This window comes from Pseudomonas sp. GG8 (assembly GCF_052976945.1).
Genome location: NZ_JBRIIP010000001.1, coordinates 2,282,787 through 2,295,411, shown reverse-complemented (window position 1 = coordinate 2,295,411; position 12,625 = coordinate 2,282,787). Strand labels below are relative to the sequence as shown.

The window sequence follows — 12,625 nt, the reverse complement described above, 5'->3', positions numbered from 1 at the left end:
CTCTTGCGGGTCGTAAATGCTCATACCGGTACCGGCAGGCGGTATGAGCACTTGTTGTAGGGCAAACAGCGAAACCAGCTGCGTACCATTGTGACTCCATGGAGATCAAACCACCGAATGTGGTGAGTCTTGGCCTGGAGTGTCTGATGAATCGACAAGACCTTGAACCGAACGACCCGCAACAAGACTCCAAGACCCAAATGGTCTCTCGGCATTCGAGGGGCAGTTTTCGTCAGTGGGTACCGGAGTGGATTCGCAACTACCGGCAGGGCTGGTTCAAAGGCGATGCCATTGCCGGCATGACGACGGCGGCGGTGGTCATACCAAAAGCACTGGCTTACGCCACTATTGCCGGACTCCCGGTACAAGTCGGGCTCTATACGGTGTTGGTGCCGATGGCGATTTATGCCTTACTCGGCTCTTCGCGCCCGCTCAGCGTGAGTACAACCACGACAATCGCCATCCTCGCAGGTTCTGCACTGGGTCAGATCAGCCCGACGGGCGACCCTGTTGTATTGATAGTGGGATCCGCCACGTTGGCAGTGCTGGTAGGCGCTTTCCTTGTCCTTGCGGGGGTATTGCGCCTTGGATTTGTAGCCAACTTCATCTCCGAGCCCGTGCTGGTTGGATTCAAGGCCGGCATTGGCATCGTCATCGTGCTTGACCAAGCGCCCAAGTTGTTAGGCATCCACATTGAAAAGGGCAACTTCCTCCATAACCTGATCGCCACGTTTTGGGGTATACCGCACGCTTCGCTGCCCACCGTTGCGGTGGGTATCTTGATGGTGCTGATCCTGGTCGCGATGAAGCGTTTCACCCCAAGCGCGCCCGCGCCACTGGTCGCGGTGGCCATCGGGATTGCAGGGGTGAGCCTGCTTGGCCTGGACCGCTTCGGCATTTCGTTAGTCGGCAATGTTCCAACCGGATTACCTGCCTTGACGTTGCCAGGATGGGAGTGGGTGACTCCTCTCTGGCCAGCAGCCATAGGGATCGCGCTGATGAGCTTTACCGAGACCATCGCTGCCGGACGTGCCTTCGCCCGAAGTGACGAGCCCACGCCTCAGCCCAATCGGGAACTAATCGCGACGGGCATAGCGAACATAGGCGGAGCCTTCCTGGGGGGCATGACGGCGGGAGGAGGAACCACGCAGACCGCGGTAAACCGGCTGGCGGGGGCTCATACGCAACTGGCAGGGCTGATTACAGCGGCGCTGGCACTGGGAACGTGCCTGCTGCTGGCGCCTTTCATTAGCCTGATGCCGAATGCCACGCTGGCGGCCGTGGTGATTGTCTATTCGGTGGGCCTTATCGAAGCCTCAGAGTTTCGCGACATTCTGGCGGTGCGCCGAACAGAGTTTATCTGGGCGCTCGCCGCCATGTTGGGGGTCATGCTGCTAGGAACATTGAAGGGCATTGTCGTTGCGATCATCGTGTCGCTCGTCGCCTTGGCCTATCAGGTTTCAGACCCCCCAGTTTATGCCTTGGTCCGAAAACCAGGCACCAACGTTTTCCGCCCGAAATCCGATGAGCATCCCGAGGATGAAAGCTTCGCCGGATTGCTGCTGGTGCGCTCAGAAGGCCGGATTTTCTTCGTGAATGCCCAGCGGGTTGGCCATAAGTTGCTGGCGTTGATTGCTGAGTCCAAACCGCGGGTCATTGCTCTCGACCTTAGCGGCGTGTTCGATTTGGAATACACCGCCCTGAAAATGCTGACCGAGGCCGAAAACCGAATGCGTGAACAGGGTGTAATGCTGTGGCTGGTGGGCATGAACCCAGGCGTGTTTGCCATGGTAAGAAATTCGCCGCTGGGGCGCTCGCTGGGCCCCACGCGAATGTTCTTCAATCTGGAGCAGGCTGTTGCGCATTTTCAGGTATAGCCGGCGTTAACAGGGATTCGAAGGTTTCGAACATCGTTAACGCCTGGCCCGGAGGTGAGCCTCATGCACGACATCAAAGAAGAGAAGCGGGCGCGCGTGCTCGATCCGATCGATCGTGTCTCGGAGGTGATCTTCGGCCTGCTGATGGCGATGACTTTTATCGGCTCGCTTAGCGTGGCAACGGCTGGCCAGGAGACGGTGCGCACGATGATGGTCACGGCACTCGGTTGCAATCTTGCCTGGGGCCTCGCGGATGCCGTCATGTACCTCGTACGCACGGTCACCGATCGCACGCGCAATCGGACGCTTTTCTTACGCCTGTGCAAAGAAACGAATGCAGCATCAGGGCAGGCACTCATTGCTGGAGCACTGCCTCCTCGTATCGCGGCGGCGGCGGGCAACGAGGGCCTTGAAATGATTCGTCGTCGGATGCTCGAGTTTTCGGACGCACCCATACCTCCACGTCTTCGCCTGGACGACTTCAAGGGTGCATTCGGCATTTTCCTTCTGGTGACCCTGGCAACATTTCCTGTGGTAGTGCCGTTCATGCTGCTTCATCAAGTGGCGGTTGCGATACGCGTGTCCAACATGGTCGCACTCGGGATGCTGTTTCTAGCCGGCTGGGCTCTTGCGCGATACGCGGGCGGAAGCCGCTGGCGCGGAGGTACGGTAATGGCGATCACCGGTACATTACTGATGTTGGCGATCATGGCGCTGGGAGGGTGATTCCATCAGCGCCAGTACGGAGGGCGTATAGCCGGACTGATCTTGGACTCACACATAAACTGCTCGGCCAGGACGACTCTTAAAGCCCGTCTTTCGCCAGGTTATCCAAGTTAATCGGTTCGCCGGGTTTGATGCCCAGTTTGTCGCGAATATCTTCGAACATCGCATCGTATTCGGCGTGGCTGCGCATGATAGGACTTTCGTTAGGGGGCAGACCGTGCTTGACCGCGACCTTGGCCAGCAGACTGGCAAAGTTGGAGGCGGTATCGCGGTGCATGTCGAACTCATCAACGAACTCTCGGCCCGACACCTGTCCGACCATTTTGAAGTGCATCAACGTGCCTTCCTTTGGGTCATGACGAACCTCGTAGAAAACGTCGATGTTGAATTTTGGTATGCCTGGCATTCCAGGAATACTGGCGCGATTGAGATGGCCTGGCGTGAACATACGATGACCCTGTTTAGTCTGACACTGTGAGTCCTGCTCATGCCCGCTGAATCAGACGACATGTTTCATGTGGGCTACACGGGAGGAGCTTACCGTGGATATAGACCTGCTGCTCCAGCACGTACACATCTCTGGATGTTCTCAAGCAAGACTAGCGGGCGCTGGACAGACTGCAAGGCGAGTAACGGAATCCAGCGGTAGCCCGTGACGACATGGGCACGGGCTGTATCGAAGGTTTAGTGGGCGCTTCTGCCCGCTAGCCAACGAATCTGTCAGTAGCGTTCCAGCCAGTGGGCATAAGGTGCCGGGAGCGTCCAGGACGCACGGTCAATGCCCAGTTCACGGGCGGCAAAATAGGTCCAGTGTGGGTTGGCCAGATGTGCGCGACCGACCATCACCAGGTCCAGTTGACCGTCCTTGAGCACTTTCTCTGCAATCGCCGGGGTGCCGAAGCCCCAAGCCGAAGAGACCGGAATGTCGGCTTCGCGACGCACGCGCTCGGCAATCGGGCCCATGAACGATGGCGCCCAGGGAATGTTGGTTTCAGGAATGGTGAAACCAATGCTGACGCTAAGCATATCCAGGCCGGCGGCTTTGAAGCGTCGGGTCAGCTCGATGGACTCCACCAGGGTTTGCTCGTCCCGACCGTCGTATTCGAGCACGCCGAAACGCGCGGTCAACGGCAGGTTTTCCGGCCAGACTTCGCGCACGGCTGCCAGTGTTTCCAGAAGGAAACGGCTACGGTTGTCAAAACTGCCACCGTAGGCGTCTTGACGATGATTTGAATGCTCGGAAAAGAAAGTCTGCGCCAGATAACCGTGAGCGAAGTGAAGTTCCAGCCATTCGAAGCCGGCTTCACGAGCGCGACGGGCGGCAGCGACAAAATCGTCACGCACACGAGCAATATCGTCCAGGGTCATGGCCTTGGGCTTTTTCGGCAGGTTGGCGCCGAACGCGATGGCGGACGGCGCGATGGTCTGCCAGCCACGGGTATCATCGTCAGCAATATGATCATCGCCTTCCCATGGACGGTTGGCGCTGGCTTTGCGCCCGGCGTGGGCGATCTGGATGCCCGGCACCGAACCTGCGGCCTTGATGGCCTGAACCACCGGTACAAACGCCTGTGCCAGCTCGTCGCTCCAGATCCCCGTGCAGCCTGGAGTAATGCGTCCTTCGGGAGCAACAGCGGTTGCTTCTACAATCACCAAACCGGCGCCGCCGCGCGCGATAGAGGCCAAGTGAACTTGATGCCATTCGTTGATCAAACCATCAATTGCCGAGTACTGGCACATGGGCGGGACCGCAATCCGGTTGCGCAGCGTGACATCCTTTAGTTTGAACGGTTGGAACAGCGCAGACATGGTCATACCTCTTAGCGAAGGAATATTCCGTAGTTCGATAGTATTCGAACAATAGCTCATGGGTAAACCCCTGTGTATGATTCACCCATGCGCGCATTCAAACATCCACCTGCCAGCGACTTTGTCCTCGAACGAGTGCTCTATGCCTTGAGCGATCCGGTTCGCCTGGAAATCGTCCGTCATCTTGGCCGTGTCGCCGAAGCGAGTTGCGGCGAGCTGGATGGCGGCAGGCCAAAGTCGAGCATGTCTCATCATTTTCGGGTGCTGCGCGATGCCGGTCTTGTTCACACTCAGAACGTCGGTACCCTGCACATGAACTCATTGCGCAGTGCTGACTTGAACAGTCGGTTTCCCGGGCTGATGACGGCAATCCTGACTCAACAGGATTGAGTTCATCCAGCCCCAAGAGGCAGTGAACGCACCGAGGATCTCACTTCGCGAGCCGCTGACGGATTGCCTGCAATTCCTTCTGACGGTTAGCATCCGTATTGGGGTAAGTCATATTGAGCCCCACGAGGGTATCGAGAATAATTTGCGAGACAAATAGCCTGGCGTTTTTCTTGTCATCCGCAGGAACGACATACCAAGGGGCATTGGTTGTGCTCGTGGCACTGATGCATTTTTCATAGGCACTCATGTAATCCTTCCAGAATTCCCGCTCCTCAATATCAGCGAGGCTGAATTTCCAGTTTTTTTCCGGCTCATCGATGCGTTCAAGGAAGCGTTTACGCTGTTCTTCTTTCGATAGATGGAGAAAAAACTTGATGATGCGAGTTCCGTTACTGAAAAGGTGCCGCTCCAACTCTGTGATCGAGCGATACCGGTCGTGCCAAATCGTCGTTTCATCGAGATTGGTTTCCGAAAGGCCTTCGCTGCTGAGGATTTCTGGATGTACACGCGTTATCAGCACCTCTTCATAGTAGGATCGGTTGAAAATGCCGATCCGCCCGCGCTCTGGCAGATCGCGGGTGGTGCGCCAAAGGAAGTCATGTTGCAACTCAGCCGCGCTGGGATGTTTGAAACTGAATACCTGACAGCCTTGCGGGTTGACACCTGACATCACGTGTTTGATGGCACCATCTTTTCCTGCGGTATCCATCGCCTGAAAGATCAGTAGCACGGCATAGCGATTAGACGCATAGAGCAGCTGTTGCAACGCACTCAATTGCGCAACGTGCTGACCCAAAAGTTGGCGATATTGCTCCGTCGTTTTATACACAGGCTTCACGTTCGTAGGCCATTTGCGAAGGCTGACCAATTCACCTTCCCGTACGTGAAAGTCTTTTGAATGTATTTTCATCTTGATCTTCCAGGGGGACATCGCTCCTCATAGCGTGTAGTGCCCCCTCTGTGGCCATCTTGACCATTATCAAGTTATGGCAAGACAAAACCGTCGCCGTCGATGATCATCTGTTAGTCATGACAGCACTCTCAATGCGGAGGAATGGAGTACAGGCGTACTTCAGTGTCTCCGACTTTCAACTCTGTCACCTTCGTCCAGTCGCTAGGTATGGAAGAAAAATCATCCGGTGGCTCGCTGTTGCTGATCAACCACACACGTGTCGAGTCGCCGGGTAACGCTTCAAGACTGTCCAGGTAAATTTTATCGGAATCCTGATCGACCAGCGTACCGAACCCGTAGCTGTTTGGTCGCCCCGAAGTACCATTGGCTAGTTTCGGTGTGTAGAGCAGTGGCTCAGACCCCGTCTTGTTGTAGTAGACATAACTGAAATACCAGAATAAATCGCTGACAACGATGCGGTCATTGGCAGCATAGTGCTCATTTACATAGCTAACCAGCTTGTCGAACTGTTCATCATCCACTTGGTAGTCGTTACTCAACCCGACCAGTTCTACCCCCAAGATACCCATGAGCATAGCGATTGCTACGTAACGGAAATGACGCTCAATTTGATCGATGGCGATTGCCAGAATCATGGGTAAACCCAGGGCAGAGAACATCAGATAACGCTCGACCAACAGTGGTGTTATCCACGAGATCAGAAACACAACCACCAAAGGTAGAAAGGTATAGGTCACCAATAAAACATGAAATTTATAGGGGCCTCGATCACGCAGGGCAACAGCACCGGCGACCAACGCCACCGCGAGTGGAAGTGAAAAATAGAGGGGCCATTTCAGGCTTAAACCATCCGTAAGGATCAAATACTGCCAGATAGTTGAGGGCAGAGAATAACGTGTAACCGGCAGTATCCAGCCGACGTCGCCACCCACCTTGAGTTGTTCAAGGTGCTGCAACTGGTCAATCAGGCCAGGAATCCAGGGGGCATATAGCAAGGCAATGAGACCGTTGGCGATCCACCATGCAGGGCGAGTGATGAGGCGGGGCTTTTCACCGCGCATAAAAAACAGGTAGGCCCAGTGTGAAAGTACACAAAGGCCCGTGAAGTAATGGGTGTAAAAACTGGCTGCCATTAACAGAGAATAAATGACGAGGTATCGATGACGGTCTGGATTTTTCACCCAATAGACGAGTGCTATGGTTGCGCCCATCAGCCAGAACCCCATGAGGGAGTACATCCGGACTTCCTGGCTATAACGCACTGCAATGGGCAGTAAGGCTAATAAAACGCCGGCCAGGATCGCCGCTCGCCGTGTTGCGATCAATTGAACCAGCCAGACACCAAGGGCTACCGTCAGAATGCCCGGTACGACGCTCATGGACCTGACCGAGAAGATACCGTTCCCGAATACCTCTATCCATAGGTGCAGGAGGAAGTAATAAAGAGGTGGATGTACATCGTGAGCGCTGTGAAACCAGATCAGCGCTGGTGAGTACTGGCTCATGAGCAAACTGGAGCCTTCATCGCACCAGATGGCTGATGCGGTTGAACCATAGACGCGCACCAGCGCCGCCAGTATCAGAATAGGTAACAACCAAAGCTCGCGAGCCCAGAAGGCAGTGCGTTCAATTTTCTGTGCAGCGCCAGGGTCGAGAACCCTGTCTATAAAATGATTTTTTTGAAATTTCATACTTTCTCCCGCGCCATGCAACCCCTGGCACGAAGCAATTTTCGATTGTTGGCGATCGTACGTGGATGCCGACCATTTCAGGAAAGTTCCCGACTATCTGAGTGATGGGAGGAGGGTAAGCACTAACCTTGATCTCGAACTTTTTTTTGATTCAGGATATCGACGTGGCTGACAGCCATATCGCTCGTATAAGCTTTGCGCGTAATGTATCCAATCACGTCATGTTTTTACATCGGTGTCTCGTTAAAGAAGACGGCCACCACCACTACGCATCGGGCGACTCGTGAAAGTCCGGTACTTGTTGATTGACATGAGGCAACCATGAGCACAGGTTTTCCATCGGCCCCCAGTTTCGTCAGCCAACGTGAACAGTTTCTGGCTGCGGCCAAGGCGGCGGGTGCAAGCCTGACCGAATACCGCCATCCATTGACCGGGCCCTCCGGCGAACCGCTGAGTACCGACGTTGCCGTGCTTGGAGATCCACATGCGAAACGGCTGCTGATTGCGCTCTGCGGCACGCACGGTATTGAAGGTTTCTATGGCTCGGACTGCCAGATCAAATGGCTGCAAGCGCTCACCGATAGAACCTTGCCCGACGATGTGGCAGTAGTGATGATCCACTTGATCAATCCCTGGGGCACGGCCTGGATGCGCCGTGTCAACGAAGACAATATCGACCTCAACCGCAACTATCTGAATTTCACACAAGCGCTGCCGGATAATCAACGGTACGAGGCGCTGCATGAGATCTATACCTGCACCCAACTGCAGGGGCCGAAGCGGGAGAGGGCCGACGCCCTGCTCAACGAGCGAATTAGTGAAGAGGGCTGGTCAGCGGTAATGTCGATTGTCGAGGCCGGTCAGTACGTACATCACGACGGTCTTTTCTATGGTGGCAAGGCACCTGCCTGGTCGAACAAAACCCTGCGCAAGATCATACAAGAGCACCTCACTCACGCCCAAGTGGCCATGTGCTTTGACCTGCATACCGGCGCTGGAGACTACGGCCATCCCATGCTGATGACGATTGCTCAGTCTTCCTACCCGGCGCTGCACGATGCCCAGGCGGTATACGGCCCATGGCTGTATACCCTGCTCACTGGAGCTGAAAGCAAAAGTGATACAGGGGTGGCAGCCACAGCAACCGGTTACACCTCGCAGGCCATGATTGATGCATTGCCGCAGGTGCACTTAATGCCGTTCGTTATCGAATGTGGCACTTATCCGGGAGAGCAGGTCCACACTGTTTTGCGTAACGATCAGTGGTTGCACCTGCACGGAGACCTCACTGATCAGGTCGCCAGGAAAATCAAGCTGGAGTTGCTCGAGCAGTTCTACCCCGCTGACAGTGACTGGCAAGAGGTTGTCTGGCTACGCACCCGACAAATCTGGGAACGGGCATTGGCGGCACTGCCACGGATACAAGCTCCAACTCATCAGTAACCGCTCGGCCTGTCGCGGCCGCAACGGCCCACCCCTGGGGCTGCGAAATAAGATAAATGCCTTATGGGGAAACGACAGCGAGGACGTTTGGCCTCACTGCATTGAGTTTCGTCAATAAAAGGCGCAACGCCACAAGAGAAAGTGTCTGGATCAAGCGTCCGGAGGCTGCTGAATATGATTTCAGCGATGGGTGTGCTTCGCGTTGCAGACTTAAACGGCGCAATTTCCGACGGAGCTTGTAAATGGCCAGCATCTGGCTAGGCTTCAGCCAGGGTTATGTCACTTGACAGTCTCTTTCCAGAGGGAATTGAAATGTATCTGAAGGACGGCGAAGCAGGCGGGAAGAAGGCGGTGGTATGGTCGTTTTTTTTCGGGTCACCGTTTTTTTTCAGACACCTTAGACGACCGGGAACACTGTTAGGGGCACTATTGTTGTTGGTGCTCTGTCAGTCGGTCCAGGCCCTGCCTTCCTTTGCACGCCAAACAGGGCAAAGCTGCGTTGCCTGCCATGCGGGAGGGCAATTTCCTGAACTGACACCTTATGGGCGCCTGTTCAAGCTGACGGGTTACACCAACGGCGTACAAACCAACCCCTTGGCCGCCATGATCGTCGGCGACTTCACTTCAACGCGCAACAACAGCGACGGTGCGGGCAGCTCGATTTCCGCCAAAGACAAACAATTCATCATTGATTACGGAAGCGTGTTCCTGGGCGGAAAGATCACTGACGTCATTGGCGGCTTTGCCCAATTCACCTACAGCTCATATGACCATCAGGATGCCGCGGGTAATTGGGTAAGTCACCTGGGCTCGGACAACTTTGACCTGCGTTATGCGGACCGCCGGGTGGACACCTCACGGGATGTCATCTGGGGTGTCACATTGAATAACAACCCCACAGTTCAGGATGTCTGGAACAGCACGCCTGCCTGGGGCTATCCGTATGTCAGTTCAACCTTGGGCGCCTTTGGCGGGGCCCCAGCCTCGACGCTGATTGAAGGGGGTTTGGCTCAACAGGTGGCCGGTATCGGTGCCTACGTTTATTTGAACAAGTCGTTGTATCTGGAGCTGACCTCCTACCAGACAGCCAAAAATACGTGGGCCTTTCTAAGTTTGGGTAACAAGAAGGGCGACACCTACCATCCGTTGACGTACATGGATGGCTCAAGCCCTTATGCGAGGCTGGCCTATACCTACGAGTGGGGGCCCCAAAACGTGATGGTGGGCGCCTTTGCAATGAATGCCAAAATTCTTCCCATGGATGACTCCAATAATCCGATCTACGGCCAGGGCAGCACCGAATACCGGGATGTAGGCTTTGATGCCCAGTACCAGTACCTCCTTGATCCCCACGCTTTTACTGCACAGATACGGTATGTAAAGGAAGAAATAAGAGATGACACCCAGACGCTCTACGATGGACCGGCTTCCCTTCGATCATTCAAGTTGAAGGGCAGTTATGTGTACCGTGCCAAATATGGTGCGAGCCTGTCTTATAGCAATGTCAATGGCAGTTCGGATGCGACGGCGTACCCGAACAGTGCCAATTTTTCACCCGATACACAGATGTGGACGCCAGAGGTTTTCTGGTTACCGATGCAGAACCTGAGGGTCGGACTTCAATATAACTATTTCACCCGTTATTTGGGCGCAACGAATAACTATGATGGCAATGGTCGTGATGCCAGCGAAAACAACACCACTTATCTTTATATGTGGTACGCACTTTGATCTGTTGGGCGCAGGGGCGTAGACCATGGAGGCAACGGGCATGAAGGGTACTTTCAAACGACCACTTTCTTTTCTTGCCCTCTGCGTGGTTACGCTCACGGGCTGCACAGGTACGAACGGGGAGACAGCGCAACAAACGTCGCCCATGTCCGGCATCGCCATGGCGGACAAGGTGTGCTCCATGTGCCATGGGCTGACGGGGGAATCCATCTCGCCGATGTTTCCCAAGTTGGCCGGTCAGCAAAAGGAGTACCTGAAGTTGCAGCTGACTGACTTCAAGGGCCATGCACGCAGCGATGAAACCGGGACTCAGTACATGTGGGGATTTACCCATTTGACAGAGACTCAGATCAGCGAACTGGCAGACTATTTTTCAAGTCAGAGTCCTATGAAGGCTGATGCTGATACGGCTGATGCACGCGGCGAATTAATCTTTCGCAAGGGCTTGCCTGAGTCTGGCGTCGCTCAGTGCAGTTCCTGCCACGGTGCTGACGGGCAGGGCAATGGTCAGTTTCCGCGCCTGGCGGGTCAACACGCCTACTATATGATTCGCCAGATCAAGGTTTTCCAACAGACCGACCAGCGCCCCCGTGGTGCCCTGATGAAGCAGGTCACGCACTCACTGTCTGATGCAGATGCTGAATCTGTCGCTCATTACATTGCAACACTCGGGGCAAAAAAATAACGGCCTTTGCGGCACCTGTGATGATGTGCCGGGGCTGGTTACTCTGGTCGGTATTGCACTCTGGTTGAGGCGCCGCTGGTTCGATAATTCAAACAACGATGCAGTTGCTCAGGACAACGAACCACAAGCCACGCAGTGGGGCAAAGTTTCTCGACAAGCCATGACAGATATAAAGCCTGCCCACTCAACGGCTCAGCATGCTGAGTCGTTGAGTGGGCAGGCTTGTAAATCACCTCTAAGGTTTTTAATCAATCGACTGCCAGTCGTGCCGTCAGACTGTCGATAAAAATCATCTCGGCGCGACTCATTTTCTGGTCTCGATTCCATAACAGGTGGATATCTACATCTGCGATGCCGTCGTGAGGCGGCAAACGCCACAGCAGACCGTTCTTCTCATCGTCAGCGACAACATGGACCGGCAGGCAGCCAAGGCCGAAGCCGGCGATCACAAGACGTCGCACTTCTTCCAGGCTTGGCGATGATGCAACGATGCGTCCGCTGAAACCTTGCTGGTCGCGAAAGATGGTCAGCGGCGAAAGCATCCCGCCAATCTGGTCGCTCGTGAAACTGACAAAATTTTCCGATTGCAGGTCGCCTTCTGCCAAACCTGCACGGCCAAACAGGGCGTGGTGTCGACCACAAAAAAACGCATAGCGCTGGCGCAGGAACAAATGTTGTTCGAGGCGAGGCTGCGGCCGGCGATTGAGACTCAAGCCCAGAGTTGCGGTTTTCTCCAGCAGCGCGCTGACGATGTCGGAGCTGCGCATGACTTCTATGTCTAGATCTACCCTCGGGTGCTGTCGATGGAATGCGGCCAAGAAGTCATCGAAACGTTCCGAGAAAATCCGGCTGATCATCAGCAGCCGCACCTTGCCTATTACCTCGTCACCCGGCTTTTGCAGGGCATTGCTCATCTGCGAGACCTGGCCGTACATCTCACCTGCAATGGCGAAGATCTCTTCACCGGCTTCGGTGAGAACAAAGCGTGGACCGCGTCGGGCGATGAGCTGGCAATCAAGTTGTTCCTCCAGCCGTTTGAGCGCCTGGCTGATGGCAGGCTGGGTCAAATGCAGACGGGCTGCGGCGCGGCTGATGCTCAGCTCCTGACCAATGACTCGAAAGGTGCGCAGCAGGTTCCAGTCCAGACGATCATTGAGCAGTGGATGCACATTCCGGCGGAGCTTGGGGTTATCGGTATCTGGCATGACGGCGCTCAATAATAAACAGAATTTATAATTGAAATAATAAATAGAAAATTGACTAATCATAGCCCCAAGACGATAAATCACTTCAATCAAGCGCCATAAGAGCGCATGTGCGACACGCTTTCTCCTGCCAAAAAAACAAACCAAAAGGAGCC

The 12,625-nt window shown here is 54.8% G+C and carries 11 protein-coding genes; 6 read left to right on the top strand and 5 right to left on the bottom strand.

The features are described from left to right. Nucleotides 1-200: 200 nt before the first annotated feature. Together ACVBEG_RS11025 and ACVBEG_RS11020 are read left to right on the top strand one after the other, a co-directional pair. Nucleotides 201-1,877 carry a SulP family inorganic anion transporter gene (locus ACVBEG_RS11025; protein ID WP_323565693.1) on the top strand — a complete coding sequence of 559 codons (1,677 nt, stop codon included), beginning with the start codon at nt 201-203 and terminating at the stop codon, nt 1,875-1,877. Between the two features lie 63 nt (nt 1,878-1,940). Next, complete coding sequence (locus ACVBEG_RS11020; protein WP_322216399.1) at nt 1,941-2,603, top strand: VIT1/CCC1 transporter family protein; 663 nt, start codon at nt 1,941-1,943, stop codon at nt 2,601-2,603. A gap of 79 nt (nt 2,604-2,682) precedes the next feature. On the opposite strand, the gene ACVBEG_RS11015 is transcribed toward ACVBEG_RS11020, so the two are convergent. Together ACVBEG_RS11015 and ACVBEG_RS11010 are read right to left on the bottom strand one after the other, a co-directional pair. Continuing rightward, nucleotides 2,683-3,051 (bottom strand): DUF5064 family protein, encoded by a 369-nt coding sequence (locus ACVBEG_RS11015; protein ID WP_322179271.1) that lies wholly within the window; start codon nt 3,049-3,051, stop codon nt 2,683-2,685. 272 nt (nt 3,052-3,323) lie between these two features. After that, nucleotides 3,324-4,412, bottom strand: a complete 1,089-nt coding sequence (locus tag ACVBEG_RS11010; RefSeq protein WP_322179272.1) for an NADH:flavin oxidoreductase/NADH oxidase — start codon at nt 4,410-4,412, stop codon at nt 3,324-3,326. Between the two features lie 87 nt (nt 4,413-4,499). Between ACVBEG_RS11010 and ACVBEG_RS11005 the strand changes: the two genes are divergently transcribed. Then, nucleotides 4,500-4,802 (top strand): ArsR/SmtB family transcription factor, encoded by a 303-nt coding sequence (locus tag ACVBEG_RS11005; protein WP_322179273.1) that lies wholly within the window; start codon nt 4,500-4,502, stop codon nt 4,800-4,802. A gap of 40 nt (nt 4,803-4,842) precedes the next feature. Here the strand turns inward: ACVBEG_RS11005 and ACVBEG_RS11000 are convergent, their stop codons facing one another. Beyond that, nucleotides 4,843-5,733: an ADP-polyphosphate phosphotransferase gene (locus ACVBEG_RS11000; RefSeq protein WP_322179274.1), complete on the bottom strand. Its 891-nt coding sequence runs from the start codon at nt 5,731-5,733 to the stop codon at nt 4,843-4,845. Between the two features lie 110 nt (nt 5,734-5,843). Next, nucleotides 5,844-7,406 carry a glycosyltransferase family 39 protein gene (locus ACVBEG_RS10995; RefSeq protein ID WP_322216394.1) on the bottom strand — a complete coding sequence of 521 codons (1,563 nt, stop codon included), beginning with the start codon at nt 7,404-7,406 and terminating at the stop codon, nt 5,844-5,846. Between the two features lie 321 nt (nt 7,407-7,727). Between ACVBEG_RS10995 and ACVBEG_RS10990 the strand changes: the two genes are divergently transcribed. The 3 genes from ACVBEG_RS10990 (at nt 7,728) to ACVBEG_RS10980 (ending at nt 11,265) form a co-directional block, all read left to right on the top strand. Further along, nucleotides 7,728-8,849, top strand: a complete 1,122-nt coding sequence (locus ACVBEG_RS10990; RefSeq protein WP_330201186.1) for a DUF2817 domain-containing protein — start codon at nt 7,728-7,730, stop codon at nt 8,847-8,849. 312 nt (nt 8,850-9,161) lie between these two features. Then, nucleotides 9,162-10,580: a cytochrome C gene (locus ACVBEG_RS10985; RefSeq protein WP_447107691.1), complete on the top strand. Its 1,419-nt coding sequence runs from the start codon at nt 9,162-9,164 to the stop codon at nt 10,578-10,580. A 40-nt stretch (nt 10,581-10,620) separates the two neighbouring features. Continuing rightward, entirely contained in the window at nt 10,621-11,265 is a 645-nt protein-coding gene (locus tag ACVBEG_RS10980; protein ID WP_330201184.1) for a c-type cytochrome, read from the top strand. Between the two features lie 248 nt (nt 11,266-11,513). Here ACVBEG_RS10980 and ACVBEG_RS10975 read toward each other — a convergent pair whose 3' ends face one another. Continuing rightward, nucleotides 11,514-12,470, bottom strand: a complete 957-nt coding sequence (locus tag ACVBEG_RS10975; RefSeq protein ID WP_322182685.1) for a LysR family transcriptional regulator — start codon at nt 12,468-12,470, stop codon at nt 11,514-11,516. Nucleotides 12,471-12,625 lie beyond the last annotated feature (155 nt).

Excerpts from the sequence above, each read along its gene's own strand:
- ACVBEG_RS11025 (WP_323565693.1), top strand. The coding sequence starts at position 201 with ATGGTCTCTCGGCATTCGAGGGGCAGTTTTCGTCAGTGGGTACCGGAG.
- ACVBEG_RS11020 (WP_322216399.1), top strand. The coding sequence starts at position 1,941 with ATGCACGACATCAAAGAAGAGAAGCGGGCGCGCGTGCTCGATCCGATC.
- ACVBEG_RS11015 (WP_322179271.1), bottom strand. The coding sequence starts at position 3,051 with ATGTTCACGCCAGGCCATCTCAATCGCGCCAGTATTCCTGGAATGCCA.
- ACVBEG_RS11010 (WP_322179272.1), bottom strand. The coding sequence starts at position 4,412 with ATGTCTGCGCTGTTCCAACCGTTCAAACTAAAGGATGTCACGCTGCGC.
- ACVBEG_RS11005 (WP_322179273.1), top strand. The coding sequence starts at position 4,500 with ATGCGCGCATTCAAACATCCACCTGCCAGCGACTTTGTCCTCGAACGA.
- ACVBEG_RS11000 (WP_322179274.1), bottom strand. The coding sequence starts at position 5,733 with ATGTCCCCCTGGAAGATCAAGATGAAAATACATTCAAAAGACTTTCAC.
- ACVBEG_RS10995 (WP_322216394.1), bottom strand. The coding sequence starts at position 7,406 with ATGAAATTTCAAAAAAATCATTTTATAGACAGGGTTCTCGACCCTGGC.
- ACVBEG_RS10990 (WP_330201186.1), top strand. The coding sequence starts at position 7,728 with ATGAGCACAGGTTTTCCATCGGCCCCCAGTTTCGTCAGCCAACGTGAA.
- ACVBEG_RS10985 (WP_447107691.1), top strand. The coding sequence starts at position 9,162 with ATGTATCTGAAGGACGGCGAAGCAGGCGGGAAGAAGGCGGTGGTATGG.
- ACVBEG_RS10980 (WP_330201184.1), top strand. The coding sequence starts at position 10,621 with ATGAAGGGTACTTTCAAACGACCACTTTCTTTTCTTGCCCTCTGCGTG.
- ACVBEG_RS10975 (WP_322182685.1), bottom strand. The coding sequence starts at position 12,470 with ATGCCAGATACCGATAACCCCAAGCTCCGCCGGAATGTGCATCCACTG.